Raw genomic sequence first — 25,322 nt, 5'->3', positions numbered from 1 at the left:
GGTTACGGCTCCTCGGCGGGAACGCCCGCGAAGGTCACCGCGCAATCGAGCAGGCCCTCGCTGTCGGCGTGGTGCTGCAGTTCGACCGTGTCGCCCGCGAGCGTGACCAGCGCCATCCAGCAGGCGAGTCTCACCCGTTCGGGTGCGACGAATCGACCCAACGCCGCATCCATCCGCAGGCGTTCGCCTGTTTCGCCATTGGCGAGTGCGATTTCAGACGAGGCTTCGATGGCGCGATAGAAGACGCTTCCATCGAGCAGTTCGATGCGGATGTGGCGGCGGCCCGCCTGCTGGCGCAGGCTGCGGCTGATGCCGCAGGCGGCGACGGTGAGCGTCACTGCGCTCTCGCCAATGGTTTCGATCACCTCCAGGTCATCGGTCCAGGTCGGCAACCACAGGGCCTCCGCACGCCCCTGCAGCCCGTACAGCAGACTGCGGTGGCTAGCACGTTCGGCGCGGCCCATCAGCCGCCACGCGTGTGACTGCGTCGTCCACGCCAGCCCCGACAGATCATCCAGGTGCGATCGCCCGACCTCGCCATCGAGCAGATCGAAGCGCCGCGCGAAGCTCGCGGAAGGATCGCGGTTCTCATCCGAACGGTGTTCGAGCACCGGGAATCCGCGATAGCGCGTGGCCGGCAACGCCGCTCGCCAGTCGCAGGATTCCGTCGCCTCGAAGCGCAGTTGCGTCTGCATCAGCCGGTCGTTGTGCCGTCGCAGTTCTGGCGCGTCGGTCAGGCGCGCAGTGCGGCAAGGGAACAGGCGGGTGCCGATCGACCATGCGCGACGGGTTGGCGCGCGCAGACCAATGCGATCGCTCGCGATCTGCGCAACTTCCACGAGTTCGTAGGTCGCCACGTCGCGCCAGAGCATGGCGAGGCTGCCGACCGCGAAGTCTAGCCCTACGGTTGCGACCGGGATCTCGGTCGCGCCTGCTGGCACCGCTGCACGACACCACGTCGTGTCCACGAACACCGGCAGCGCCCAGACGCGGCCGGTCCAGTCGAACAACGCGTGCTCGACCCAGCGCCGTTCGCGGCGATCGGCGAGGACGGCGAACTCCCACGACCGACGCGGCGCATCGCGCAGCGGCGTGCGGGTGACGGTGCCGGCCACGGCGATTTGCACATCGGTGAGCCACGCCAGCGTCTCGATCACGGGTTCCGTCCAGTCCGGCGGCAGCGACCATGCGATCAGACGCAGGCCATCGATGCGGATCGACCAGGTTGATCCGTCCGCGAAGGACAGCACCGCTGCCGCATCGATCACCGGCGGCCCGTCGAGACCGACGGTGAGCGTCAGCACCCGCTCCTGCATCGGTCGCAGCGACATCGGCAGCGCAACGGGTGCGGCGAGCGTGCTGCCGGCATCGCCAATCAGGCGCAGGGCTGTCAGGGTTTGCGGTGTCGCGCGCCAGGCGTTCCACACCGCAATCTCGCGGGTCAGCTCCGAGACGACGTTGCCCAGCGAGAGTGCGGTCGGCAGGACATGGATGCGGTCGAAGAGATCCTCGGCGAAACGGTGCGCCAGCCGCCCGGTCGCGGGCCAGCGCAGCGCGTCGGATGGGCGAAACGCACCCGCGCGCGCGGTGAGACGTTCGCGCGCATAGGTCGCTTGGGCGAACGCCCCCTCGCCGAGGGCGTTCAGTTCGACCGAGAGCGCCGAGTTGATCGCGCCGAAGAGGCGCGGTGTGGGCGCGATGCCCAGCAGCGCGGCCATCAGGGCGACTCCCGCAGGGCAATGCCGAAGGTGCCGGTGTGCTGCCCGCCGATGGGCCAGCCGACGCCGTTGCGCTGCACCGGATGGAGCGCATGCAGCGGATACGCCATCCAGCGTTCGGGGCCGTAGATCAGCGGAGCGTTCAGATCGAGGTGATCGAGCCGGCAGTAGCGGGCGTGCGCGAGCGTGGCGACGATCGTCTGGCCCTGCGCCTGACGCGCCATCAACACGTCGATCGGCAGCAGGACGGTGGCCTGGTTGAACTGCGAGGGCAGCGCATGCAGCAGGCCGGCCTTGTGCGAGACACCGAGCAGATCGCCGGTGTTGCCGCCGACGTTGGTGCGCCACGCGGGCGCGCCTTCGAGCCCGCAGTGAATGAAGGACGAGTGATACGTGCCCGCGATGCTGGCGAAGAAGAACCCGAGTCCGAAGCCGTCGTAGGGCGCTGCGCCGAGCTGGGTGCCGGTATTGGTGTCGATGTACACCTTGACGCCCGCGCGCGTGCCGTCGACATCGCCGCGGAACGTGCCCGAGCACCACAGGCCTGACCCGCCGATCTGCAGCATCGACGACACGCCCCAATTGAGGTGTTGATGACGATCGACGTTGTAGCGCAGCACCACGTAGATCTCGTCGGGCGTATCGAACACGTGCAGCAGGTACACCGCCGGCCACTGGATCGGTGCGTTGGTGAACGACAGCAGTTTCACCGACTGCGGACACGCGCCAGTGAGCGCTGCGGCCGCTTGGCCGGTACCGGCCTGCAGGCGCAGTTCCGTCGCGGTTGCGATCAGTTGTACGAACGCAATGCTCTTGCTCAGGATACCGTTCTCCAAGGTCCAGCCGCGTGCCGAAAGTGTGGTCTCAATGGTGGTCTTGAGCGCTGCAAAACTCGCGACCTGTCCCGTGAACGTCGCCATCAGCTCATCTCCACCGCGACGTAATCGCGCCACGTCGTGCGTGCGCCGTCCTGCAGCACCACGAACGCCCGGCCGTTCACCGCACGGATCGCATCGACCGCCTGACGCACGCTCAGGCCGGTCTGGTCGATGACCGCGCTGCCTTCGAGCTGGAGCACGTTCTCGGAGGCGTTGTTGAAACCGGAGACGAAGCTCACCCCATCGAGCACGCCGTAGAGATTGCCGCTGCTCGGATAGCCGCGCACGTCGTTGTCGTAGGCGCCGAACTGCATGTCATACAGTTCGAGCGGCTGCGGCTGGTGCAGGGTGCCGGCGGGGACGAGACAACGATTGCCGCTGCCGTTACGGCCGACGTACTCGCCGGCGAGGCTCGCATACGTGACCTCGTTCGCGTGGCCGTTGCCGAAGGGCGAGATCTGCACCTTCTTCCAGGTGCCGCCGGCATCGCGAAGATAGAGATGTCCATCGTTGTAGTTCGCGTCGCCGCTGCCCTTGCGGCCCTTGTACGGAAACCAGTGCAGATCGCTGTAGCGCTTCGCTTCGCGGCCATCAAAGTGCCCGGCCACGATCAGCGGCGATGGAAACTCCTTCGGCCGCGCATACGCCAGCGCCTTGCCGACGTAAACGTGCGCATAGATCGGTGAGCCGACCTTGAACGCGCCGACGATCCGGCGCGGATTCGCGGTCAAGAAGTACGTCACGGCCTGGTTGTGGCCCGGCACGCCGCTGGTCTTGATGCCGGGCTGTGCCTCGAACGGCGCCGCCGGCACGTAGCCGACCATCGTCGCGGCGAGCAGGTTGTAGTAATCCGCCGCGAGGTTCTGGTATGCCTTGAAGCCGACGGTGATCTCTTCCTCGCCGGTGGTGCCGGTGGAGCGCAGGATCAGTTCGCGTTCGGACATTGATGTGTCGAAGCGCAGCGTCGTCCAGCCGACACTTTCTGCGAGCGTTTGAATCGCCCCAAGCAAACGATAGTGGGCATCGTCGCCACCGGCCTTCACGAGGGTGTCGATCGCATAGGCCATCAGCCACCACCGAGGCGCTGGCGCAGGAAACTGCCGTTGCGGTCGATCACGTTGAGAATGGTCTGCTCCATGCCCCGGCTCTGCGCCATCGAATCGGCGAGCGCATCGGTGTTGATCGCGTTGATCAGGCGCAGGTTGAGTTGCGGGTTCAGGCCTGCGGCGGCGCGAGCGAGGCCGCCTTCGGCAAAGTTCACGCGCGGGGCGCGCGGCAGCGAGACGGATGGTGGCCCGGCGCTGGCGAAGCGACGTGCCTGCCACGCCTCCACGGCCGGCATACCGCGCCGATTGAAGTCCTCCAAGAACGGAAGCGCACCGGGCTGACGCACGACGGCCGCGCGGGTCACGAACTCGAAATCCGACAGCCACGCCGGGATGCTGTCGGAGGTGGCCGTGCCCGGCCCACGCACGTGGCCGCCGGTCGCGTAACCGCCGCCACCGTTGAACGTGGCCTGCGCGATCAGGCCAGCGATAGTCGCGCCCTGCGCGATGGCACCGGCAATGAAGGGGATGTTCTGCGGGAACCCGTATTTGCTCGCTTCGGCGACGTTGTTGGCGAGCGCGAGTGCGGCCTGGGCGATGGCGAACGCCTTCGATAGCGCAAACAGCGCGCGATAGGTCGCGCTCTGCTCGCCGCCGAAGGACTTGGCGATCTCGGCGAGCTGGCCGAAGGTCGCGGACGCGCCCGCGAGCAGCACTTGCGTCTGCGCCGACTGCAGTTGTGCGAGCGCGGCTTGATGCTGGCGTTCAATCGTCTCCTCTTGCGCATCCCACTGCGCATTCAGATCGGCGCGTTGTGAGCGGAATTGTGCGAGCAACGCCAGTTGTTCGGCGTGCCACGCCTGCAACCTCACGCGCGACTGTTCAATCTGCGCCAGCTCGTCGCCGGTGTCGCCAAGGTCTGGCGCGGCGCCGGGCACGGCGTCGGGTTTACGGAACGAGGTTTGCGCCACGCGCGCCATCGCCGCATCGAACGCATCCTTGGTTGCGATCCCGTCGCGCAGCGCATCGTTGAGCAACTGGACCTGTTCGCGCGCGTCTTCCAGCGCGACTTCGGTCGGCGTGCGCAGTCCGGCGCGGAGCGCTTCATAGGCGCGCGTCGTCTTCTCGATCTCGGCCTTGCGCTCGCGCTCGGCTTCCGCAGCGGCGCGGGCCTTGTCGAGGGCTTCGGCCTCATTGACGAGTTGCGCCTTCAGTGCAGGCGCCAGCGTCTTCAGCGCGCCCTGCGTGGTCTCATACCGAATCCGCGCCGCTTCGCCCGCGCGGGTCTGGCCAGCTTCGACTTCGCCGAGTAGCGCGATCTCGCGACGCAGCGACTCGAGTTCGCGTTCGGCGGCCTCGCGCGCACGGTCTGCATCGGTGGCTTTCGGCTTCGACGGACGCGGCCCCTTCGCCGGCTTGAACTGCTCGTCGATCTGCGCCCGGCGCGATTTTTCGAAGGCATCGATACCGATGCCCTCCACCGTTTTCACGCCGCCCGCCCGCAGTGCTGCGATATCGCGCTCAAGTGCGCGCAACTGCTGTGCTTTGGCGACGGCGCGGTCCTGGCCGAGTGCTGCCTGTGCGCGGCCAAGGGCGTTGATCGCGTTCGTCTGCGTCGCCTGCGTGGCGGCCTGCGCGCCTGCCTTCGCCTGCTCGGCGTTGGCCTCGCGTTGCAGCGCGGCCTGTTCCTGACGCAACGCCCGGATGCGGTCCTTGGTGCCGGCGTCGACATCGCGACTGGCGAGCACGGCATCGAGCGAGTTGATCCCGCCGAGTTGCTTCCACTCGTTGCCGATGCGCTCCAGTTCGTCGGTGGTTTTCGACAGCCGGAAGGCAAGATCGTCGCGGCCGATGTTCTTGATCGTTTGCCAGACGCCGCCGATGACCTTGCCCAGTGCGATCCACGCCCGCTCCAGCGAGCCGGCGCGTGCATACGCCTCCTGCACCCGCTGCTCGTGGACACGGGCGAAGGTCTCGATCGCCAGGCGCGCGGCGTCCTGCGCACGCCCCTGCGCTTCGAGCGCGCGCACATGCTGGTAGACCTCGACCGAGAGGAAGCGGTACTGCTGGTTGAGTTCGATCAGTTGCGCGGACGGCGCGCGCGCCAGCGCGATGACTTTCTGCGTCGTCTCCTCGACGGACGCGCCGGTCAACGTCGCGAGATTGACCGCCGCGCTGGCGGCCAGCGCAAGCGTGTCGCCTGCGACGGTGCCTGCGGCGGCGAGCGCGGTCAGCGCGACCTGCGCATCGCCATACTCGCCCGTCGCCGCGCCGACCGTGTCCTTGATGACACCGAGTTGCCCGGCTGTGGTTGCCGCAGCATTGCCGCTGGCGATCAATGCACGCTCGTAGGCCTGCGTCTCGCGATAGCCGGACACCGTCGCGACCGCGAACCCACCGATCACGACGGCGGTCAATCCGATGCCGACGGCGAGCGGCGTAATCGCGCCGAGCAGCGCGCGTGCGGCGGGCACGATGCCGCCAAAGGAATCCTTCAATTGACCACCTTGCTGGATCGCGACCAGCCATGGTTTTTGTCCACCCGCGAGCGACGTAAAAATGTCGGTGATCTGCGCCGGCAGCATCCGCATCGCCTGCCGGGTCTGGCCGACGGAGACGCCGTATTCATTGACCGCACGCGCACCGATATCGGTCGCCCTCGCGCTGCGGCGATGTGCGCCCGCGACGGCGTCCTGCGTCTGCGCTTGGGTCGCACTGGTGCGCGCGGCCGTCGTGCTGGTCGCATTGAGCTGGGCGACCGCACGGTCGGCGCGGCCGAGCGCGCCTTCGACGCGCGCAAGGCTCGCTTCGGCCTGCGTGGAGTCGCCGCGGACCTTGAGGTTAAGAACGGTGTCCTGGTTCATGGTGCGATCGGTGGACTCAGTCGGGGCCGCGCAGGACCTTCACGCGCGCCTCGGCCGCATCGCCGCCCCACACGGCAGTGGCCACGTCCTCGATGAAGTCGGCGCGGCGGCGACGGTCGTCGCGTTCCAGCGCATCGAAGGCGAGGTTGAGTTGGCGCTCGGTCATGCGTCCGAGCCGATCGAGATCGCCGAGTCCGGCCCCGGCAAGTCGGAGGAAACACTCGCTCCAGCCGAGGCGCCGGCCGCGAGGGCGTGCGTCTCGCGCAGCCCGGTCTCGCGCAGTTCCGCCAGCGCCTCGCGCACGAAAAAAGCGGCGTTGACCGCGAACCATGTGGCGAGATAGATCTCCAGGTCGTCGGGTGCCAACGCTTCCAACCATGCGACCTCGACATCGCCCGCCTGCGCTGCGATCGATGGCACCACCGAACGGTGGCGACCGAACAGGCGACGGACCTGCGTGTAGCGCAGGGTGCCGTCTTCGCTTGCGGCGACCAGATCGGCGATGAAGGCCGCCGCACGATCCGCGACGTCCAGTCCCTCGAAGAAGCCGTACTCGCGGATCGTCACGTCGCGTCCGCCGATGGTGAGCGTGCGATCGGGATGCAATACCGCGAGATCGTCGGCCGTTGAAGTCGCCTCGTCCGCTAGCGCAGCGGGAATTCTCGTGGCCATCACGCCACCTCCGGCAGATCGAGTCGCCCAAATCCGCCGAGCAGAGGATCGGCGGCGGCTTCTGGATCGAACAGCACCGAGGCGGTCATCTCGAACTGCCCGAAGCTCTCGTGGATCAGGCCAAGGTTGCTGACCGGATTGAACTGCACGCGGTACAGACGCACCTGCACGGGCGATCCGTCGATGGTGTTGGTGCCATCCAGGAACAGGAAGCGTTCGGGCGCGGACGTGGTGAGCATCGCCACGCTGACGCGTGCGCCGTAGCGATAGGCCGCGCGCAGCGGCATGGTGAAGGCCGCGAGGTTGAGCAGCTTGATCAGGCCGGCGCGTGCGCTCTGGATGCGGTAGTGCGTGTTCGCCGCAAGCGTCACCGGCGCGGCGTTGCTGTCGGTGATCACGAGTTGGCTGATCGTGCTGTGATCGAGCGCGATCAGATCGTTGGCGGCCAGCGGCACCGGCAAGGCCTCGCCCGTGAGCGTGCCCGCGGCGATCGAGGCCTTGGTCGCGTACAGGCCGAGCAGCAGGTTGTCGATATCGGCCCAGTTGATCGCGATCGACAGTTCGGCTTCTTTGCCTTTCTGCAGCACCGCCGAGGTCAGTCGATTGCCCGAGTACGATTCCTTGCGCGTCTCGGTCTCGGTCTTGAGGGTCAGGTCGCACTTGGGCGCATCGCCGACCCAGCGCAGCGCGCCGGGACGGCCACCCGGCAGACGAGTGCCCAGATACAGCCCGCCCTGGAAGGAAAAATCTTTCATGCGACGGTGTCCTCGCTGTCGGCGACATCGACGTGCGTGTGGTCGTCGGTGTCGGTGGTGTGCGTGTCGGTCTGCGTCGACGCGGTGGGCGCATCGACAAGCGTGGGCGGTGGCGTGGTCAGGCCGAGCGCCTTGAGGAAGGCGGCATCGGCGTCGTTGACGGTCAGTTCGACCCCTTCGGGCGGCGGCGTGTAGGCCACACCCTCGTGGGTGTGCGGGTGATAGAGACGGATCGTGTTCACGACGAGGGTCCAGTGGCGGAAGAATTGGTGGATGACGCGGCAGCGAGCCGCAGGAGACGTTCGGACTCGGCGGCGAGCACGCCGCGCGCGTAATCGATGAGGCGTTCGGGGCGGCGGCCCTTGGCGAGCATTTGTGCGGCGGTGGCGCCGTACTCGGCCACCAGTGGTTGGCGTTTCTTGCCGGCATAGCGCCCCTGCTGCATCTCGCGTTTGGCGCCTTCACGGCGGAACACCTGCGCATTGCGATTGACGCCGACGCCAAGGAAGGCGTGCTCACGCAGGCTCCGCTTGCCGCGCAGGACGGCGGCGGTGACGCCGCGCCGGGTCTGACGTGCCGCGAAGTTCCGCAAGCCGATCCCACGGAAACGGCCGACGAGGCGCACACCGTCATCGGTGGCGCGCGATTGCAGGTCTTGCGCTAGCCGACGTGCGCCGATCTGGTACTCGGCCTGGATATCGCGTCGGGCTTCCACCGGCAGACGGCGACGCAACGTGCCGATGGCGCGCGTGTGCAGGGTCGGCAGTCGCGAGGCCAGCGCGCTGAGATTGCGCGAGGCGGCCAACACGCCATCGAGATCGGCGTGCAGCAACGTCATCGCGGCACGCTCCGGCGATAACGCGTGCCGAACAGCAGTTGCGCCGCCATCGCGGCGACGCCATCGGGGCGATCGAGCAGCACCGATTCCTGGAACTGCAGCGGCAGCGCCAGCGGCGCCTGCACAAAACCGTCGAGCGCGTCCTCGATATCGGCGATCGTCTCGACGATGCGCTGCTGCGCGTTGTCGAGTTTTACTGGCACCAGGGCTTCGACGACGAAGGTGTAGCCGCGCTCGCTGGCACTGCGCGCATCGTCGGGATAGAGCGTCGTCAACGGATACAGCGTCAGGCGCGCGGTGTCGTTCGGATCGAAAGGCGCAGGTTCCACACGCACATCGCGGCCGGCATCTGTGCGATATCCGCCGGCCTTGCGCACGGTGCGCAATCGCGTCTGCACCAGCTCCAGAATCGCCCACGGAATCGGCGTCTCACCCATGCAGCACCGTTTCGGTCACGATGCCGTCGTCAACCATGATGCGTTCGATCAGGAACGCGCCTGCGGGCAGTTGCAATCGGTCGCCCGCGCGCGGGCGCCACTCGCGATTGAGGAACTTCACGGTGGTCACTCGCGATTGGCCCTGGCTGTAGTCGCCCAGCTCGCGCACGTTGTAGGTGACGACCACGCGCACCGGCACCGTGCGACTGCGCTTGCGACGCACCTGTGCAGGCTCACCGAACACGGCGAACAAGGCATCGTGTGCGGCCTCGAAGGCGGGATCACTCCGGCTCATGCGAGGTCTTGCGCCGCGAAGCGCAAGTTGGCGGCGATCCGGCGCGTCCAGCCGCGACCGAACGTCGGAAACGTCCGAAGCCGCACGTAGAAGTCCAGCCGCGCCGCGTTGTAGGCGAGGATCAGGGTGACGGGATCGGCCTCGCTTGCTGCAGCCCGCGTGAGCGGCCCGACGACGCCATCCACGCGCACGCCGAGCACCTGCTGCAGCCAGCCAACCGCGCGCAGGACGCCGTGGTTCACGGCCGCGTCGAGCACCTGGAAGGCAATGGCTTCCGGCAGCGCATCGCCGCGGATCGGCGTCCACGTATCTCGGCGATAAAGCGCGATCGCCCCCTCGCGGGTGAGCGTGGATAGGTCCAAGAACGGATAGGCGCGCTGGCTGATGCCCCAGCGCGTCTTGCCGCCGGGATCGCGCGGATCGTCCGCATCGCCGCCTTCGTGTTCGAGCACGCGCTCGATCGCGCGGGCAAAGCGGTCCCCGGCCGGCGGCGACGCCGCCGGCTTGTTGGTATTGGTCATGGATTTGACTCAGTTGATCGAGAGCTTCACCAGCACGCTAGGGCGCAGACACAGCGGCAGCGGGTTGGACTGGGTGTGCAGGTCGGTGCCGCGCTCGAACTTGCGCGGTTCTTGCTTGGCGTACAGCGGCTGACCGAGCGTGTTCACGGTCTCGTTGAAATCCGCCGGGGCGTTGTGGGTCGCGAAACTGTTGATCGTGCCCAGGGGGAAGGCGTGCGCTTCACCCGGCGCGATGAAACGCCGAACGGTGCCGTCGAGATCCGAGGCCTTGCCGCGATACTCCTCGAACACCAGTCCGCCGAAGTTGAAGCCCTTGCGCACGTCGTTGATCAGCACCGCGCCCTGCTGCCACTGCGCATAGGCCGTTTTGACGTCCTTGTGCGAGGTGAGTGCGGCGAAGAACTCCTGCGAGCACAGCACGCGGGCGCCGGTCATGAACTCGCCAAGCAGGCCTTCCTCGATCAGCGCCAGGGTCTCGATGCACTTCTGCTTCACATCGGTACCGTTGCTCGGGTTGTCGATGTCGAAGACGACGGTCTGCTGCGCGATCCGGAACTCCTCGAACAGGTCGTAGAGAATGCTGCCGTCTGCATCGAGGATCTGACCCTTGAGCGCACCCATCCGCAGGTGCTCCAGGGTGATCGCGTGCTTGTTGCGCATCGTCTCCAGGCGTTCGGCGACGACGCTGGCGACCGATTCGAGTTCGGTCTCCGAGCCGAACGCGCGCAGGCCGTTGACGTCCTCGGGCAGGATCACGTCGTCATGCGGAATGTGCGGGACCACGAACGAGCGCATGCGGCGCTTGGCGCTGGCACTGACCGTGCCCGGCGCACCCGGCGGCCGGGTCGGCAGCAGGGTCAGTACGCCCGCACGCTCTTCGACCAGCAGCTGACGCAGGCGCACCGGCTTGTCGGGGAACAGGCCCAGCTCCTGCAGCCGGCCATAGCGGTTGGGGATGAGATTGATCGCGGCGGTGAGCGCCGCCATCGAGAAGGCGGAATTAGAGAATGGATTCAGCATTGGTCGTGCTCTGGGGGAACTGGCGGACGAGGACGCCGAGCGCGGTCAGCTGCGCGAGGGCGGCCGTGGTCTGCTCGGAGGTAAGGGTGGTCGGCAGAACGAGCGAGCCGCCGAGGACGATTGCGTGGCGAGACACGATCACGCTCCGCTTGCGTTCGGTAGCAGCGGTGACGACCGCTTCGATCAGCACACCGGCGACGGTCTCGCGGCCGTCGTTGGCGGTTGGATCAAGTGCGACGATCTCGTGGTTCGCGGTGACGCGACCGACCACGGCGCCGAGTGCAAGGCTCTGACCGGATGCCACGACGACTTCGTCACGCGAGTACAGGTTCGGCGCCTCGTACTTGAGCAGATCGCTCAGGTGGACCGGTTCGTGGAGGACGGTCATGGCTCAGGCTCCCTGCGGGCGCGTGGCGCCGATGCGCTTGCGCACGGCGTCGAGGACGGGATTGGCGGCGGTCGCCGCAGCGGCTGGCGCGGCATCCCCGAGGTGGTGCGAGGCGATCTCGACCTGGTCGGCGCGCGCCTGCAGTAACACCTGTCGGACCTGGGCGGCGGTCATGCGCGCAGCGAGGAACTCGGTGGTGCGCTCAGGGCAGCCGGCGAGCAGGCACAGCTCGGCGATGGCCGTCGCTTCGGCGTGGACATCGGCGTTCGGTGCGGCCGCGAGCGCGGGGGACGCGAGCGGTGCGGCTGTCGGCGGGGTCACCGTCGGCGGGGTGACGATCGCTGCCGCCGGTTGTGCAGCAGTCGGCGTCGGCTGCGCGGGCGCAGCCTCGGTGGGCAAGGTCATGGAGGACTCCGGGGTGGGGGGATGGGCAAGCCGCGTCGACAGAGCGAGCGGTGTGTTGGAACCGGGCGAACGCCCGCGCCTGAGGGCGGCGGAAAAGTCGGTGAGCGCGGTGGTGAAGGGCGCGATGGCATCGGCGAGCCCCGATGCCACCGCGTCGTCGCCGAAGAACAGCGCCGCTTCGGTCGCACGCACGCGCTCGGCGTCGAGTCCGCGCATCTGTGCGACGTGATCGACGAACAGGTCATACAAACGATCAATCTCCGCTTGCAGCGCGGTCGTCGCTTGCGGGGTCAGCGGCGCGTGCGGGGTGCCATCGTTCTTGTGCGCGCCGGCCGTCAGCGCGGTGACGCTCAATCCCGCCTGTGCGTTGCGCACCGACTGGTCGATGTGCAGCGCGATCACGCCGATCGAGCCGACGCCGCCGGTAGCCGACACGCTTACGCGCTGGGTGGCGGACGCGATGGCGTAAGCCGCCGAGAACGCGCTGTCACCGGCATGCGCCCAGATCGGCTTGATGGCGTTCGCCGCACGTATGTGCGCGCCCAACTCGAACACCCCGCCGGCCTCGCCGCCGGGCGAGTCGATATCGAGCAGAATTCCTGCGACCTCGGGTGCTGCGAGCGCCGCGTCAATGTCCGCCGCGATCCGTGCATAGGAGGTCAGACCCGATGCCGCGTCCAATCCAACTGCGCGCCGCACCAGCGTGCCGTGAATCGGGATCACCGCGATGCCCGGCATCGACGGCATCGCTTCGGAGTGCGTCGGCACGGTGATCGGCACCGCAAGCTCGGTGTGCATCAGCCCGATGCGCGGGCCGAGCACGGCGAGGATTGTGTCGAGTTTGGCGCGCGCAATCAGCAGCGGTGTCCCGTAGAGACGGGACGCCAGGTGGACAAGAGACGTCATCAGGAGGCCTGTGGAGAGGGTGCGTTTGCGGCCTGCGCTGGGCCGCTGTCGTGGCGAGGGTCGGAGTCGAACACCAGCCCGAGCGCATCGGCGCGGGCGTTGTCGGCGGCGATCTCGCGATCAATGTCTTCGGCGTCGTAGCCGAAGCTGGAAATCGCCTCACTGCGTGAGAGCAGGCCACCACGAATCGCCGCGATCATCGCGTCGAACTCCTTCTTCGGATCGACCCACTGCCAGCCCTGCGCGATCCACTTCACTGCGAGGTAGGCGCGGCGACGCGCAACGCCACCGCGCGCGTAACCCGATAGCACCAGCGCGCCTTCGAGCACCGCCTGCGTCATCCATGCGCGCCACAGCGGGCGGCACAACTGGTGGACGATCACGCCGTGCTGGATCGCCTCGCAGCGGCGGCGGAACTCCAGCAGGCCGGCGCGAATGGAGGAGTAGTTCACCTGCGTCAGATCGCCGGTGAGCATCTCGTAGGTGATGCCCATCGCCGCCGCGACGGCGCGGAACTGCTGACGCATGAAGGCGTCGTAGCTCGAGCCGACATCGGCCGGCTGCGAGAACGTCACGTCCTCGCCCGGCTCCAGGAACTGCATCGTCCCTGGCTCTAGGCTCGCCATGGACACACCCTGCGCGTCCGCCTCGCCCTCACCCAGCAGCGGGTCTTCTGGCGCACTGCGGGTGATGAAGCCGGCGAACATAGCCGCAGTCTTCTTGCGCACCAGCTCGGCATCGTCGTACTGGTCGAGTTCGTGCAGCTTCACCAGCGCCCGCGCCAGCCACGGCTCGCCGCGGATCTGGCCCGGACGGAGGGGCCGGAACAGATGCAGCACTTCATCGGCCGGAACCCGTGCGGTGTCCAGGCCGCCATGCGCGGACATCGGCGCGAGCATGCCGTCACCCGGATGGCTCTTGTAGAGGTGATACGCCACGCGCTTGCCGAGCGCGCTGAACTCGATGCCGGCGCGGATGACGTTGCCGTTCGGCAGCTCGCGGTGCAGCGTCGATGGCAGGTGCTCGGGTTCGAGCAACTGCAGTTGCAGGCCGACCGCGAGCCGATCCTCCGGGCGTCGGTAGCGCAAGCGCACGAGACACTCGCCGCCTTCGAGCATCGCCCGGCAGGCGAGTGCCTGGAGGCCGTAGAAGTCTGTCAGGCCCGCCGCATCCGCGTCCTCGCACCAGTCGCGCCACAGCGCCTGCACGGCTTCGCGCTGCGCGAGATCCTCGAGCATCGACTGCGGCTTGATGCCGGTGCCGATGGCATTGGCGACAAACGCCTCGACGCCGGTCGCCGCCCAGGCGTTGCGACGGACCAGATCGCGGCTTTTGGCGCGCAACTCGTCCTGCGCATAGGCAAGCGCGGCGACTGCACCGGGATTGCCGACCTGCCAGAAACGCGCGCGTCGTCCGCCGCCGACACCGTCGTAAGTCGGCGACGCGCCAAACACACGTGCACGCAGCCGAGTGAACCAACTCATCCGGTCACGTCGCCTTGTCGGTGTTCACGACGACACGGCGCGGTCGACGGCGTGCGGTGCCTGCCGCAATCGCTTGCTCCTCCAATCCGCGTCGCACGACGCCGATGGCGGCGATCAATTCGTCGACCGAGCGGTACTCGACGGTGCGATCGCCGAAGGTGACGCGCTGCTCGCCGGTTGCAAGCGCACGTTCCAGCGCGGCGAGCTGTTCGGGGGTGTAGGCCATGCGGCATTGACTCGATGGGGTTCAGCGGTGGAGCCAGCGGCTCTTGACCACGCGCCGACGGGTCGGGCGCGCAGATGTGGAAAGGCCACCGGAATCGGTGGCCTCGTTGGTGGAAGGACCCGACATCGGCGTCGGTGCGTCGGGTGGCGGCAGTCCCAGCGATCGTTCTAGCTCGCGCCAGTGGCGCTCCTCGAAACGATCCAGTCCCGCCGCTGCCGCTGCGGCGCGTGCGTAGTTCGCGCAGTCCAACGCTTCGTTGCGCTCGCGCAGCTTCTGCCACTCGCGCACCGCATAGCCGTTACGGTCGCGCCGTGTGACCAACTGCTCCGCGCACAGCTGCTGTAGGAACTCGGCGTCGATTTTCGGCAAGTGGATGTAACCGGGCGGATACACCAGCGTGGTGCCGTCCTCGCCGACCGACACCTGCTTGCGCAGGTGGTTGTAAAACTCCTGCTTGGCGAGGCCGACCGCAACCGTGTACAGCTTCAGTCCCCGGCGCAGCTTCTTACCACCGACCGAGACATCCACCGCTGTCGGCGTGCCGATCAGCGCCGCGCCACGCGCCGCACCCTTGACCGCCATCACCCGGCTGTCGCGGCAGGCGCGCACGAAGGCATACGCCTCCTGCGTCGCGAAGCCGGTGTCGATCGCGAAACGCGCGAGCGGCAACTGCGCACCACAGGCGTGCGTCCAGGTCTCACCGGTCATCGCGGCGAGTTGCTTCCACACGCCCTCGCGCGCGGTATCGCCCATCAACACGCGATGTTCGATGAGCCACGCTTCCTTGCCTCGACCGAAGGCCCAGACCGAGACCTCGATACGGTCCTTCTGCACGTCGGCGCCACCGACCAGCAGCAGGCCGCCGCGCGGCACGCTGCCGATCCGATAGTCCTCGCGTCGCTCCAGCAACTGCTGCCAGTCCGGCGCTTCGCCGTCCTCGACCCAGGTCTCGCCCAGCTCGGTGTTCTTGAAGGTCTTGATCGCGGACGCGGAGCCCGTGGTCTTGTCGATCGCGCTCTCCCACGCCGCCGCGATCTCGCGCCACGTGCGCCAGCCCACCGGGCTGTACAGCGACGACAGGTGGAACCCGGCCGTTCGGCCGTTCCCTGGTGCCGTCGCCCGCCACTGGCCCTGCTCCAACATCGACGTCTTGTGGTGCTCGGCGATGGGCATCTCGCAAGACTCGCAGATGTAAGCCACAGTCTCAGGTCGCCTGCGCTCCCACCTCAATTGCTCGAAGCGCAACCACTGCGCATGCGCGCAGTGCGGACACGGCACAAAGTACCGACGCTGGTCGGACGCCTCGTACTCGCGCTCGATGCTGCTGGCGCCCGCGATGGTCGGCGTGGAGACGATGAAGATCTTGCGCCGGGTGAAGGTTCGCGTCCGCGCCTCCGCAAGCGAGATCGCATCGCCTTCGCCCTCAACATCGAGCGGATAGCCATCCACCTCGTCGAGGAACAAGTACCGCACCGGCATCGAGCGCAGACCGACTGCGCTGTTGGCGCCGGTCATCACCAGCACCCCGCCGCGGAACTCCTTGGCGAGGATGGTGTTGCCCGCATCGCGTGATCGCGCCGGTGCGATCAACTCGGCCAGTGCCGGCGACTCCTCGATCAGCGGATCGATCCGCTGCTTGGAGTTGCGCTTGGCCATCTCCACCGTCGGCCAGACCGCCATCATCGGCCCGGGCGCGTGGTGGATTACGTAACCAATCCAGCAGCTTCCCGCTTCGGTGCCGCCGATCTGCGCGCCCTTCATGAAGACGACGCGCTCGATCGGCGATGCCGGCGAGAGGCAATCCATGATCTCGCGCAGATACGGCGTGCGCGACGTGCGCCAACGTCCCGGTTCCGCAGACGCCTTGCTCGACAGCATCCGATGCTGGTCGGCCCACGCGGACACCGACAGCAGGGGATCTGGCGTTAGTCCTTCATGCCAAGCGCGCTCGATGGCATCCGCGCCTTCGTAATCGAACATCGTCAATCGATCCGTGGGCGCAGCTCGCCCAGTTCTCGCAAGTGATCACGTACCGCTGCTTCCAGCGCCAGGTGCATCGCATGCGGGTCGACCTCCAGTGTCGCTGCCATCTGCGCCGACACGCGCGCCGGCCAGTTGAGCCACGCATCTCGTTCGTCGCGCGCCAACTTGAAGACGTGCGCTACGACCTGCGAGCGTTCGACCAGCTCGCCCTTGAGCCGCGCCAACCGCACCTTGTTCGTCTGCGCCTTCACGACTTCGTTGACGGTGCGCGCCTGCAAGAGCGACGCGCCGCCCGCAGGCAGCGCCGTGGTGCCGCTTTCGCGCGTCGCCTCGACCGTTTCCGGCACCGCTACGCGTGCTGCGCGCGTCTGCGTTCCTGTGCGCGCAGGCGCCGAGTTGCGCGTCCACTCGGCGTCAGCCTTTGCCGAATCGATGGTGCCGTCGGCCTCCGGCGTGATGCGCCCCGCGCGAATCGCCTTGTGAACCGCAGTGTCGGTCACGCCGCGATGACGCGCATAGGCGCGGATCGAAAGTCCCATTCGGATGATTGCTCTGTATGACGATCGACTTGACTTCGCACGCGCACAGCGCATGCGCCGACGTCATCCCATCTGTGTGCTTAACGCGCTGCGCTTGTGCGGAACACCGCTTGGCTTTGGTTTGGAACAGCGCGTTCATCACGTCGCGCCAACCACATCCAACACCGCACACCCACTCAGGAGCACACACACCATGAACACCGAAACGAACACCAAGCTAATCGCGTTGAACCCGACCCAGACCGCCGTGCTGACCCACGCCATCGATCACACGCTAGGCAAGATCGAATGGTTCCCCGAGAACATCAAAGGCGGCGCACGCCAAAAGGTCATCGAAGCCTTGTTCAAGCGCGCGATGATCATCGGCAGCGACGGCGACTGGATGGTCACCGCTGAAGCCTATGGCGCACTGGGTCGCGAACGTCCCGGCCAACACGAAACGAACGAGACGCCGACGCCGACGGGTAAGAAGACGCCCAAAGCCGCACGCAAGACCGAACGCAAAGCCGCGAAGCCGACGCCGGACGCCGCCGCATCCGGCGATGGCGAGACATCCGCACCGCGCACCCGCGAGAACAGCAAACAAGCGCAGGTCATCGCCATGCTCAAGCGACCCGAGGGCGCCACGATCCAGCAGGTCTGCGAAGCGACCGAGTGGCAGGCCCACACCGTGCGCGGCACCTTCGCCGGCGCCTTCAAGAAGAAGCTCGGCCTGACGATCACCTCCGACAAGGTCGAAGGCGGCGAACGCATCTACCGCATCGCCGAGGCCGCGTCGGCAGATTGAAAGCGCAGCGCAACGCAGCCTGACGCAATGTCACGCCGTCGCGTGGCATTGCACGCCGACAATCGAATACCCACCACGACAACACCGGAGTGCCGCATGCCCACACCCACCGATTTTTATCTCAAACAACTGCAGCCCTTGGTCGGCGGCACCATCGCCGCGCTCGCCCGCACCGGCGCGAGCGACGATCCTCTCGACGACGAGCTTTACGGCTTCGTCATCAAGTGTCGTGACGGCAAGGAGCGTACGCTCATCCTGCTTTGCGACGACGAGGGCAACGGCCCCGGCAGCTTCATGTTTGCCGACGACGAATGACGACATCCGGACCGGGGCTCGCCCGGTCTTCTTCATAATCTGATCGCGCCCTCAGGCCTGCGGCCACTGCTGTGCCGCGTGCAGCACCCGAAGAACGGTAACGGCGTGTGGGCCCTCAAGGTAAACCGCCACGTAGTTCGGTCGAACGACCAACTCGCGGGTGCCATCTACGCGCCCCTCTCGGAACGCCTTCGGGTGGGTCAGCAGCATCGCGACCTTCGTTTCGATCTCATCTTTCAACGCTTGCGCCGCGTCGGGATTGTCGTCGGAGATGTAGTCGATGATCGCCAGGAGATCGGCACGTGCTGTCGATCGCCACTCAAGTGCGAGCACGACGCTTCCTGTCGATCATGGCCTGCGCCTCATCCATGACCTGCTGGTGTGCGATCGGCGGATGCGGATCGGCGAGGGCCTCCTGCACCTTGGCCCGGAACCACGCATCGTAGGCATCGGCGTCGACCGTCAGGCCCGCTGGCAGACCGCCCTCCTTGGTAACGCGGGTCAGCAGAATGCGAACCGCATCGGAGAGGGTCAGCCCAACGCCTGCGAGCACTTCGGTCGCTTGTGTCTTGAGCGCATCGTCCACGCGGACGTGAAGCATTGAGGTCTGGCTGGCCATAGGGGGTCCTCCTGGCGACTATCGTGTATCTCAATTGCGATACAGTCAAGGCCAGCCATGGGAACCCCGTCGCCCAGCCGTTCAGGCATCCGCCAGATCGTCGAACGCCACGCCGTCATCCTCGCGCACCGCCTGCTCGCCGCTCCAGATCTGCCAGCGCCGCACGATCACATCGACGTATTTCGGATCGAGTTCCATCAGCCGCGCGCGTCGACCGCTTTTGTGTGCCGCGATCAGAGTCGTACCCGATCCGCCGAAACCATCCAGCACCACGTCGCCGGGCCGGCTCGAATTGCGGATGCACCGCTCCACCAACTCGACCGGCTTCATCGTCGGGTGCAGATCGTTGCGCTGCGGCTTTTTGATCTGCCACACATCGCCCTGGTCGCGGTCGCCGCACCAGTGGCGCTGCGTGCCTTCTGGCCAGCCATAGAGGAGCGGTTCGTACTGGCGCTGGTAGTCGGCACGGCCAAGCGTGAACGTGTTCTTCGCCCAAATCACGAACGTCGACCAGTGACCGCCTGCGGCGCGGAAAGCGGCCTGCAGCACATCGAGTTCGCTCGATGACATCGCGATGTAGATCGCGCCGCGACAATGCGCTAACGTCGGTGTCAGTGCCGCGAGCAAGAAATCGTAGAAGCCCTCACCGAGATTGTCGTTGAGGATCGCGCGGTCCTTGCCGCGCAATTTGTCTTTGGCGCTGTTGGCGTAGTTCACGTTGTACGGCGGATCGATGAAGACCATGTCCGCCGTTTCGCCTGCCAGCAATCGCACGTAGTTCGCTGCGTCGGTGGCGTCGCCGCACAGGACGCGGTGTTCGCCGAGCTGCCACAGATCGCCCGGTCGAGAGACCGGGATGGCCTCGTCGTCTGGCATTGCGTCGTCGTCGACTTCTCCGGATTGGTCGGTTTCTTCGCCCGCCATCAGCTCGGCGAGCGCGTCCGGATCGAAGCCGGTCAGGTCCAGATCGAAACCATCGTCCTGCAATGCCTCCAGTTCGGTGCGAAGCATGGCGTCGTCCCAGCCGGCGTTCTCCGCAAGCCGGTTATCGGCGATCACCAGTGCGCGGCGCTGTGTCGGCGAGAGGTGATCGAGCACCACCACCGGCACACCATCGAGACCGAGTTTCCGGGCAGCAGCCAGTCGGCCGTGGCCGGCGACGATGACGCCATCGCTGCCGACCAGGATCGGGTTCGTGAATCCAAACTCGACGATCGATGCCGCGATCTGTGCGATCTGTTCGTCCGAGTGCGTGCGCGCGTTCTTCGCGTATGGCAACAGCCGCGACAGCGGCCAGTGCTCGATGCGTTCGGCGACCCAGCTCATGCCGCCGCCCGCGCATCACTGCGGCGTTCGGACGCGACCGCGTCGAAGGATTGCCCGGTCGCTTCGAGCGTGATCGGCAGTCCCGGCAGTTGCTGGCGAACGCGCTCGATCGCGACATCGACATAGTCGGCGGCGATCTCCACCGCGCGACAAATCCTGCCGGTGCGCTCGCACGCCAGTAGCGTGGTGCCGCTGCCGCCAAAGGGTTCGTACACCAACTCTCCCGAATTCGAGTACGTCTCGATCACGAACTGGGGTAACGCAATCGGGAACACCGCCGGATGGTCGATGCCGCGTCCGAGCTTGCCTTTGTGGCGCATCACCCGGATCACCGAATCGGGAATCCGCATGTCCTGTGTCGGCTGGTTCGCATGCGCCCAGTCCAGCGCGCCGCCATCCTTGCCCCGCAGTGCGGTGGAGGAGCCATCCGCGCGCAGGTGAATATCCTGCCCCGCGAACTTGCACGGCACGATCTTGTTCGGCTTGCGGTTATTGCGATTGAAGTGAAAGACGAACTCGAAGCTCGGGGCGAGACGACCGCGCCAGTCGCCCGGCAAGCCGGGCCCTTGGTCCCAGACGTACCAGCCGAAACGCCGCCAACCCTGCGCACGGATCCACGTGGTCCAGCTGTCCCAATACGTCTGGACTTCATTGTCGTCGTGGACGAGGCCCAGATTGACCAGCAACTGCGCGTCGTCGTGCAGCGCAGCGCGCGCCGCACCGAACACGCCGCGCATCAGCGCATCCCAGTCGCCGATGCCGCCGCTGGCGTAATGGCGCTGCTGGCCATAAGGCGGTGAGGTAATGCACAGGTGCGCGGTCTCGCCGCGCATCAGCGCCGCGACGACGGCCGGATCGGCGGCGTCGCCGCAGATCAGCCGGTGCTTGCCGATCATCCACACATCTCCGATGCGGGAGACCGGGTCTGCGGGCGGCAGCGAATCGTCGTCATCGCCAACGTCGTCGTCTTCGCTGGAATTAGTGTCTGCGTCTTTGTCTGTGCCGTCGGCCGGTTCAGCCGGTTCGGTTGTTTCGACTGCATCGAGCAGGCGTTCGATTTCGTTTGCCGAGAAGCCGGTCAGATCCAGCTCGAATCCGATATCCGCAAGCTCCGCCAGTTCCAGCACCAGCATCGCTTCGTCCCAACCGGCATCGAGTGCGAGACGATTGTCAGCGATCACCAGCGCGCGTTTCTGTGCAGACGATAGATGCGCCAGTTCGATCACCGGCACCTCGGTCATGCCGAGCTTGCGCGCGGCGAGCAACCGGCCGTGGCCGGCGATCACGCCGTTGTCGCCATCAACCAGGATCGGATTGGTCCAGCCGAACTCCACGATGCTGGCCGCGAGCTGCGCAATCTGCGTGTCGCTGTGCGTTCTTGGATTCCTCGCGTAGGGAATCAGCGCCTCGACCCGGCGGGTCTCGACGGTGAGGGCGTTGGGCATCGTGGACTCGAAAAGAAGCCCACCGACCATCGCGCCCGGGAACAGGGGGGTACGCGAACGCAATGGCCGATGGGCTGGAAAAAGGTGGTATTCAAATTGCGCGGTGCAAACCGCGAAGTGCAAACCGGCGGGTGCAAACCGCAAACCCTGCAAACCCTGCAAACCTCAATTCGTGTGCTGACGGTAGCGGGGTTCTGCGGCGCTGCCCCCCGCTCAGGCAGGGGCGCAGGAAGGACCCGTAGACCTTGTGGGGCTACATCTGTCCTCGTGGGTCAGCGATGTGATGGTGCAAAGACTACATCGGTGGCGATGCGAAAACAGCCTGCAAATCCGCATCGAAACACGCTGCAATGCGGCTGGTTTCGCCACGTCGCGTCACGCTACGACGCGCTACGATTTCGTGCGATGCATCCATCCTCTCCGCAAGCACCATCGGCAAGCGTTGATGGGTGCCTGAGGGTCGTCGCGTCAGCATGGGGGATAAAGTACTCCGATCACGGGGGTGTTGTTGCATGCGTCTCGCAGGGGTTTTGCGATCCTGCCCCTTCACTTGCGACCGCTTGCGTCACGTTGCGCGACGCTGCGGTTTCGTCTGCGATGCGTGGTGGCTGGCCATTGAGTTCGACCACGATCAACGTCAGTGCATGACGCCAACGACGCCACGCAGTGGGCCGCGCGCAGCCGAGTTGCTTGCAGATCACTTTCCACGGCACGTAGCGTGCGCGTGCCCACACCAGACGACGCTGCGACTCGTCGAGCCACAGCAGCCAGCGTGTGGTTTCGATCAGGTGGTCGATGGCCACAGGCGTCGCCGGCATGCGCAGGATCGTCAGCTCGTCTGCATAGCCTTCCCACGACTGGCGGGCGATCTCGGGCCACATCGTGACGTAGCCGGCGACGCGGGCCGGCGGAAGGCGGTGCGAGGTCACGGCCGCCTCGTGGAAGCGGTACTCGACCTCATCGAACGTCCACACGGTCATGCCGCGCCGTCCTGTCCGATGGCCGCGTGCAGAAGGCGCATGCCGCCGCTCATGAGGCGTTGGAGCTTGAACGATTGAGTGTCGCTCACGACGTGGTGATTGGAGGCGAGCAAGGCCCAGCAATTCTTGGTGCCGAGGTCGCGTGCGGGGAGGGTGGGCGTCATGGTGCGGTCCTGTGGGAGTCGGGCCTGACGCAGTCGCCACAGTGCGTGGTTATCTCCCATGTGTGCGTGCGCGCACGCGTAGGGTTTAATCATGGACTGTGGCGTCTGCGTCAGACGGGGTGCGGTGAAGGGCTCAGTCGTCGGCATAGGGGGTGTAGCCGGTCCGGGGTGCGGCCTTGAGTCCGATGCCCCGGAATCCCCGTACACCGAGCGGATTGCGCCACTTCTCGATGCCTCGGGTGATCAGCAGATCGGAGAAGCGACGCTGCGAGCCGACGAACTCGCCCGCAGCCTCGGCCCAGGTCTTCCAATCGTTGAACAGCTCGCCGGTCAGCGCCTTGGCGTTGGCCTCGCGGACGCAGCGTTCGTCGAGCCAGCGTCCCAGCGCGTCTTCGGCCTCGAAATACTCCTCGGTCGCCGACACTACGATCGCGGGGGGCTGCAGGCCCGTGCGCTGCCATTGCAGACATCCAGCCAACGCCCAGGCGAGGATGCCGTCACGCTCGGCCAGCAGCTTGTCGGTCAACGTCAGGTCGCGACGCTCGGGCGGGATCGTCACCGTGAACGGGATCAGGTGCATGCGCCGCTTCATCGCTTCGTCGACGTTGCGGATGGCGGGCTTGTGGTTGCCGGCGATGACGAGCTTGAACTGCGGGGTGTACTCGAAGAAGTCCTGGCGCATGAACCGTGCCGAGACCTTGTCGCCGCCGGTGATCGCTTTGACTTTCGATTCGTTCCAGCGCCGGCCCTGTTCGGTCTCGATCGATGCGACGAAGCGCGCGCCGCGCAATCCGGCCAGATCCGTTGGGTGGCGATCGCCGCGCGCTTCCATGAACGTGTCCATCGGTGCGTTGGTCGCGTAATCGCCGAGGATCGTCGCCAGCACGTTCACGAACACCGACTTGCCGTTCGCGCCGGTGCCGTAGAGGAAGAACAGCGCGTGTGCGCTCGTCGCGCCGGTGAGGCAGTAGCCAGCCATGCGTTGCAGATACGCCTGCAGTGCGGCGTCGCCGCCGGTGACATCGCCGAGGAATGCGCGCCAGCGGGCGCAGTCGCCGCGTGGTGTCGCCGTCGCCAGTCGCGTGTGATGGTCGCCGCGGTCGTGCGGTTGGACCTGGCCGCTGCGCAGATCGACGATGCCGCAGGTGGTGTTGAGGGCGTAGGGGTTGGCATCCCACACCTCGGCCGTCACCGCGTGCCGGCGGTCGGTCCGCGAGAGCCGTTCCACGCCGCCGACCGTGCCGCTGGCGGCGAGTTTTGCCGCGAGGCGGTGCGAATCTGCCTTCAGCGCCGCTTCGCGACACACCGCCCGGACGAGGTGCTGGACCAGGAGGGTTTCGTCGGCCTGCCAGCGGCGGCCGTCCCACAGCAGCCACTTGCCCCAGGCGGCACAGTAGCGCCAGTCCTCGGCGTAGCGGGTGGTGAACGACAGCGCGAGCGCATCGTCGGTCGCCCACACCGAGGCTTCCTGCGTCGGCGTCGCGGTCGCGGGTTTGATGCTCATGCGCGGGCCGCTGGCGATGAAACCGGCGACATCGAATCCGTCCGCCAGCGCGTCGGCGGCGTCCCAACCCTCGGGCTTGTCCTCCGGCGGCAGCAACACGTCGCAGGCCGTCGCGCCCACGGCCAACGCCGCCTGCGCCACCGCCATCGCGTACTCCCAACCGGGTCGATCGCGATCAGGCCAGATCAACAGCGCCTTGCCGATCAACGGCGACCAGTCGGTCTTCTCGACCGGCGCATTTGCGCCGTGCATCGCCGTGGTGGCGACGAAACCCGCCTCGATCAGCGCTTGCGCGCACTTCTCGCCTTCGACCAGCAAGATGGTGTCCGTGGTCGCGATGCACGCCTGGTGATACAGCGGCCGCGGCACCGGCGCGGCCCACTTGCGGCGCATCGCATCCCACGGCCGGAACTGTTTCTTGCCGCCGGGCGGATCGTAGCGATACACCACCGCGAGGACGTGGCCGGCGATGTCGCGATACTCCCATTGCGCCGTCGCTGGACCGAGAGGTTCCACCGGCGGTCGTTTCTGCGGTTTGTTCCTCTGCAGTGGCTGCGATGGCGCGCGCCCAAGCAGGCGACGCACCTCCTCCAACACACGCGGAAATTCGGACCGCGCATCGAGCCGGTGGTGCGCGGCGATGAGATCGAACACATCACCGCCAGTCCCTTCGGCGCGATCGATCCACAGCCCCGCTTTCTCGCCCGTTAGCACGACCTCTAGGCTGTCGCCAACGCTTCCCAGCACGTCGCCGATCAGGAATGTGCCGCGACGTGTCTTTCCTTCTGGAAACAGGGTCGTCAGCACCGTCTCCAAGCGCTCGAGCAACGCGAGGCGGAGCGCGTTTGTCGTGTCGTCGGCGTCAGAGGCATTCATCCTCGTAGTGGGCGCACTGCGGTCGGTCCAGTCAGGCTCGGCCATAGTCCGCCTCCGAAGGCTGCGCGTGACCAGGCGCGATCACCGTGGCGGTGCGATCACGCCATCGTTCCAACTCGCTCAGCCGAAATCGGAGCAGATGGCCGATCCGATACGCCGGGATTCCGCGCGCTCGGCGCTGGGCTTTGTCGTTGAGCCACTGCAGCGGAATGCACAGCGTCTGATGCGCGGTGCGTGCATCAACCATCGGTTCTGCAGGCATATGCACGGGGTCTTGAGACATGAGGATCTCCAGCGCCGGCGCCGTCAGCAGCGCCAGTCGTCGAGCAGA

At 66.7% G+C, this 25,322-nt stretch carries 28 protein-coding genes and 1 pseudogene; 2 read left to right on the top strand and 27 right to left on the bottom strand.

The genetic code is table 11. The features are described from left to right. Nucleotides 1-2: 2 nt before the first annotated feature. Genes HOP03_06110 through HOP03_06020 form a run of 19 tightly spaced genes read right to left on the bottom strand, consistent with a single transcriptional unit; the run spans nucleotide 3 to nucleotide 16,975 of the window. A complete protein-coding gene (locus tag HOP03_06110; protein NOT87737.1) occupies nucleotides 3-1,718 on the bottom strand; it encodes a hypothetical protein in 1,716 nt (571 codons plus the stop codon). Next, nucleotides 1,718-2,638, bottom strand: coding sequence for a hypothetical protein (locus tag HOP03_06105; protein NOT87736.1), 921 nt, complete (start codon nucleotides 2,636-2,638; stop codon nucleotides 1,718-1,720). Before HOP03_06105 ends, HOP03_06110 begins: the two co-directional genes overlap by 1 nt. After that, nucleotides 2,638-3,663: a hypothetical protein gene (locus HOP03_06100; GenBank protein ID NOT87735.1), complete on the bottom strand. Its 1,026-nt coding sequence runs from the start codon at nucleotides 3,661-3,663 to the stop codon at nucleotides 2,638-2,640. Before HOP03_06100 ends, HOP03_06105 begins: the two co-directional genes overlap by 1 nt. After that, nucleotides 3,663-6,506: a DNA-binding protein gene (locus HOP03_06095; GenBank protein NOT87734.1), complete on the bottom strand. Its 2,844-nt coding sequence runs from the start codon at nucleotides 6,504-6,506 to the stop codon at nucleotides 3,663-3,665. Before HOP03_06095 ends, HOP03_06100 begins: the two co-directional genes overlap by 1 nt. Before the next feature lie 16 nt (nucleotides 6,507-6,522). Next, on the bottom strand, nucleotides 6,523-6,672 hold the full coding sequence (locus tag HOP03_06090) for a hypothetical protein (protein NOT87733.1): 150 nt from the start codon (nucleotides 6,670-6,672) through the stop codon (nucleotides 6,523-6,525). After that, complete coding sequence (locus HOP03_06085) at nucleotides 6,669-7,178, bottom strand: hypothetical protein (protein ID NOT87732.1); 510 nt, start codon at nucleotides 7,176-7,178, stop codon at nucleotides 6,669-6,671. The genes HOP03_06090 and HOP03_06085 overlap by 4 nt, the downstream gene beginning before the upstream one ends. After that, entirely contained in the window at nucleotides 7,178-7,933 is a 756-nt protein-coding gene (locus tag HOP03_06080; protein ID NOT87731.1) for a hypothetical protein, read from the bottom strand. Before HOP03_06080 ends, HOP03_06085 begins: the two co-directional genes overlap by 1 nt. Then, nucleotides 7,930-8,175 (bottom strand): hypothetical protein, encoded by a 246-nt coding sequence (locus HOP03_06075; GenBank protein ID NOT87730.1) that lies wholly within the window; start codon nucleotides 8,173-8,175, stop codon nucleotides 7,930-7,932. The genes HOP03_06080 and HOP03_06075 overlap by 4 nt, the downstream gene beginning before the upstream one ends. After that, nucleotides 8,172-8,771 (bottom strand): hypothetical protein, encoded by a 600-nt coding sequence (locus tag HOP03_06070; protein NOT87729.1) that lies wholly within the window; start codon nucleotides 8,769-8,771, stop codon nucleotides 8,172-8,174. Before HOP03_06070 ends, HOP03_06075 begins: the two co-directional genes overlap by 4 nt. Continuing rightward, a complete protein-coding gene (locus HOP03_06065; protein NOT87728.1) occupies nucleotides 8,768-9,208 on the bottom strand; it encodes a hypothetical protein in 441 nt (146 codons plus the stop codon). The genes HOP03_06070 and HOP03_06065 overlap by 4 nt, the downstream gene beginning before the upstream one ends. Then, complete coding sequence (locus HOP03_06060) at nucleotides 9,201-9,503, bottom strand: hypothetical protein (protein ID NOT87727.1); 303 nt, start codon at nucleotides 9,501-9,503, stop codon at nucleotides 9,201-9,203. Before HOP03_06060 ends, HOP03_06065 begins: the two co-directional genes overlap by 8 nt. Continuing rightward, nucleotides 9,500-10,024, bottom strand: a complete 525-nt coding sequence (locus HOP03_06055; protein ID NOT87726.1) for a glycoside hydrolase family 108 protein — start codon at nucleotides 10,022-10,024, stop codon at nucleotides 9,500-9,502. Before HOP03_06055 ends, HOP03_06060 begins: the two co-directional genes overlap by 4 nt. Nucleotides 10,025-10,033: 9 nt before the next feature. Then, entirely contained in the window at nucleotides 10,034-11,044 is a 1,011-nt protein-coding gene (locus tag HOP03_06050) for a major capsid protein (protein ID NOT87725.1), read from the bottom strand. After that, on the bottom strand, nucleotides 11,025-11,432 hold the full coding sequence (locus HOP03_06045) for a head decoration protein (GenBank protein ID NOT87724.1): 408 nt from the start codon (nucleotides 11,430-11,432) through the stop codon (nucleotides 11,025-11,027). Before HOP03_06045 ends, HOP03_06050 begins: the two co-directional genes overlap by 20 nt. A gap of 3 nt (nucleotides 11,433-11,435) precedes the next feature. Next, entirely contained in the window at nucleotides 11,436-12,743 is a 1,308-nt protein-coding gene (locus HOP03_06040; protein NOT87723.1) for a S49 family peptidase, read from the bottom strand. Continuing rightward, nucleotides 12,743-14,227, bottom strand: coding sequence for a phage portal protein (locus HOP03_06035; protein NOT87722.1), 1,485 nt, complete (start codon nucleotides 14,225-14,227; stop codon nucleotides 12,743-12,745). Before HOP03_06035 ends, HOP03_06040 begins: the two co-directional genes overlap by 1 nt. Nucleotides 14,228-14,231: 4 nt before the next feature. Further along, the gene (locus HOP03_06030; protein ID NOT87721.1) at nucleotides 14,232-14,453 is read right to left on the bottom strand and encodes a hypothetical protein; all 222 of its coding nucleotides are present in this window, start codon (nucleotides 14,451-14,453) and stop codon (nucleotides 14,232-14,234) included. A gap of 21 nt (nucleotides 14,454-14,474) precedes the next feature. Beyond that, nucleotides 14,475-16,433, bottom strand: coding sequence for a phage terminase large subunit family protein (locus HOP03_06025; protein ID NOT87720.1), 1,959 nt, complete (start codon nucleotides 16,431-16,433; stop codon nucleotides 14,475-14,477). 2 nt (nucleotides 16,434-16,435) lie between these two features. Continuing rightward, entirely contained in the window at nucleotides 16,436-16,975 is a 540-nt protein-coding gene (locus HOP03_06020; GenBank protein NOT87719.1) for an elements of external origin, read from the bottom strand. 193 nt (nucleotides 16,976-17,168) lie between these two features. Between HOP03_06020 and HOP03_06015 the strand changes: the two genes are divergently transcribed. Both HOP03_06015 and HOP03_06010 read left to right on the top strand, forming a co-directional pair. Further along, nucleotides 17,169-17,762 (top strand): DUF3489 domain-containing protein, encoded by a 594-nt coding sequence (locus HOP03_06015; protein NOT87718.1) that lies wholly within the window; start codon nucleotides 17,169-17,171, stop codon nucleotides 17,760-17,762. 96 nt (nucleotides 17,763-17,858) lie between these two features. Continuing rightward, a complete protein-coding gene (locus tag HOP03_06010; protein NOT87717.1) occupies nucleotides 17,859-18,077 on the top strand; it encodes a hypothetical protein in 219 nt (72 codons plus the stop codon). A gap of 51 nt (nucleotides 18,078-18,128) precedes the next feature. Here HOP03_06010 and HOP03_06005 read toward each other — a convergent pair whose 3' ends face one another. From HOP03_06005 to HOP03_05970, 8 genes and pseudogenes are all read right to left on the bottom strand, one after another. After that, nucleotides 18,129-18,410, bottom strand: a complete 282-nt coding sequence (locus tag HOP03_06005; GenBank protein ID NOT87716.1) for a type II toxin-antitoxin system RelE/ParE family toxin — start codon at nucleotides 18,408-18,410, stop codon at nucleotides 18,129-18,131. Further along, nucleotides 18,397-18,696, bottom strand: a complete 300-nt coding sequence (locus HOP03_06000) for a type II toxin-antitoxin system RelB/DinJ family antitoxin (protein ID NOT87715.1) — start codon at nucleotides 18,694-18,696, stop codon at nucleotides 18,397-18,399. Before HOP03_06000 ends, HOP03_06005 begins: the two co-directional genes overlap by 14 nt. Nucleotides 18,697-18,777: 81 nt before the next feature. Beyond that, nucleotides 18,778-20,022 (bottom strand): site-specific DNA-methyltransferase, encoded by a 1,245-nt coding sequence (locus HOP03_05995; GenBank protein ID NOT87714.1) that lies wholly within the window; start codon nucleotides 20,020-20,022, stop codon nucleotides 18,778-18,780. Further along, the gene (locus HOP03_05990) at nucleotides 20,019-21,467 is read right to left on the bottom strand and encodes a site-specific DNA-methyltransferase (protein ID NOT87713.1); all 1,449 of its coding nucleotides are present in this window, start codon (nucleotides 21,465-21,467) and stop codon (nucleotides 20,019-20,021) included. Before HOP03_05990 ends, HOP03_05995 begins: the two co-directional genes overlap by 4 nt. A gap of 611 nt (nucleotides 21,468-22,078) precedes the next feature. Further along, nucleotides 22,079-22,447 (bottom strand): annotated as a pseudogene (locus HOP03_05985) (helix-turn-helix domain-containing protein). Further along, a complete protein-coding gene (locus tag HOP03_05980; GenBank protein ID NOT87712.1) occupies nucleotides 22,444-22,611 on the bottom strand; it encodes a hypothetical protein in 168 nt (55 codons plus the stop codon). Before HOP03_05980 ends, HOP03_05985 begins: the two are co-directional and overlap by 4 nt. A gap of 133 nt (nucleotides 22,612-22,744) precedes the next feature. Beyond that, nucleotides 22,745-24,991, bottom strand: a complete 2,247-nt coding sequence (locus HOP03_05975) for a hypothetical protein (GenBank protein ID NOT87711.1) — start codon at nucleotides 24,989-24,991, stop codon at nucleotides 22,745-22,747. Nucleotides 24,992-25,022: 31 nt separating this feature from the next. After that, nucleotides 25,023-25,259, bottom strand: coding sequence for a DNA-binding protein (locus tag HOP03_05970; protein NOT87710.1), 237 nt, complete (start codon nucleotides 25,257-25,259; stop codon nucleotides 25,023-25,025). Nucleotides 25,260-25,322: the final 63 nt, after the last annotated feature.

Origin of the sequence: Lysobacter sp. (assembly GCA_013141175.1) — a bacterium.
Taxonomy (GTDB): Bacteria; Pseudomonadota; Gammaproteobacteria; order Xanthomonadales; family Xanthomonadaceae; genus Lysobacter_I.
This window is presented reverse-complemented; position numbering and strand designations above follow the sequence as displayed.

Coding starts and splice junctions, on each gene's coding strand:
- HOP03_06110 (NOT87737.1), bottom strand. CDS start 1,718: ATGGCCGCGCTGCTGGGCATCGCGCCCACACCGCGCCTCTTCGGCGCG.
- HOP03_06105 (NOT87736.1), bottom strand. CDS start 2,638: ATGGCGACGTTCACGGGACAGGTCGCGAGTTTTGCAGCGCTCAAGACC.
- HOP03_06100 (NOT87735.1), bottom strand. CDS start 3,663: ATGGCCTATGCGATCGACACCCTCGTGAAGGCCGGTGGCGACGATGCC.
- HOP03_06095 (NOT87734.1), bottom strand. CDS start 6,506: ATGAACCAGGACACCGTTCTTAACCTCAAGGTCCGCGGCGACTCCACG.
- HOP03_06090 (NOT87733.1), bottom strand. CDS start 6,672: ATGACCGAGCGCCAACTCAACCTCGCCTTCGATGCGCTGGAACGCGAC.
- HOP03_06085 (NOT87732.1), bottom strand. CDS start 7,178: ATGGCCACGAGAATTCCCGCTGCGCTAGCGGACGAGGCGACTTCAACG.
- HOP03_06080 (NOT87731.1), bottom strand. CDS start 7,933: ATGAAAGATTTTTCCTTCCAGGGCGGGCTGTATCTGGGCACTCGTCTG.
- HOP03_06070 (NOT87729.1), bottom strand. CDS start 8,771: ATGACGTTGCTGCACGCCGATCTCGATGGCGTGTTGGCCGCCTCGCGC.
- HOP03_06065 (NOT87728.1), bottom strand. CDS start 9,208: ATGGGTGAGACGCCGATTCCGTGGGCGATTCTGGAGCTGGTGCAGACG.
- HOP03_06060 (NOT87727.1), bottom strand. CDS start 9,503: ATGAGCCGGAGTGATCCCGCCTTCGAGGCCGCACACGATGCCTTGTTC.
- HOP03_06055 (NOT87726.1), bottom strand. CDS start 10,024: ATGACCAATACCAACAAGCCGGCGGCGTCGCCGCCGGCCGGGGACCGC.
- HOP03_06050 (NOT87725.1), bottom strand. CDS start 11,044: ATGCTGAATCCATTCTCTAATTCCGCCTTCTCGATGGCGGCGCTCACC.
- HOP03_06045 (NOT87724.1), bottom strand. CDS start 11,432: ATGACCGTCCTCCACGAACCGGTCCACCTGAGCGATCTGCTCAAGTAC.
- HOP03_06040 (NOT87723.1), bottom strand. CDS start 12,743: ATGACGTCTCTTGTCCACCTGGCGTCCCGTCTCTACGGGACACCGCTG.
- HOP03_06035 (NOT87722.1), bottom strand. CDS start 14,227: ATGAGTTGGTTCACTCGGCTGCGTGCACGTGTGTTTGGCGCGTCGCCG.
- HOP03_06030 (NOT87721.1), bottom strand. CDS start 14,453: ATGGCCTACACCCCCGAACAGCTCGCCGCGCTGGAACGTGCGCTTGCA.
- HOP03_06025 (NOT87720.1), bottom strand. CDS start 16,433: ATGTTCGATTACGAAGGCGCGGATGCCATCGAGCGCGCTTGGCATGAA.
- HOP03_06020 (NOT87719.1), bottom strand. CDS start 16,975: ATGGGACTTTCGATCCGCGCCTATGCGCGTCATCGCGGCGTGACCGAC.
- HOP03_06015 (NOT87718.1), top strand. CDS start 17,169: ATGAACACCGAAACGAACACCAAGCTAATCGCGTTGAACCCGACCCAG.
- HOP03_06010 (NOT87717.1), top strand. CDS start 17,859: ATGCCCACACCCACCGATTTTTATCTCAAACAACTGCAGCCCTTGGTC.
- HOP03_06000 (NOT87715.1), bottom strand. CDS start 18,696: ATGGCCAGCCAGACCTCAATGCTTCACGTCCGCGTGGACGATGCGCTC.
- HOP03_05995 (NOT87714.1), bottom strand. CDS start 20,022: ATGAGCTGGGTCGCCGAACGCATCGAGCACTGGCCGCTGTCGCGGCTG.
- HOP03_05990 (NOT87713.1), bottom strand. CDS start 21,467: ATGCCCAACGCCCTCACCGTCGAGACCCGCCGGGTCGAGGCGCTGATT.
- HOP03_05980 (NOT87712.1), bottom strand. CDS start 22,611: ATGACGCCCACCCTCCCCGCACGCGACCTCGGCACCAAGAATTGCTGG.
- HOP03_05975 (NOT87711.1), bottom strand. CDS start 24,991: ATGAATGCCTCTGACGCCGACGACACGACAAACGCGCTCCGCCTCGCG.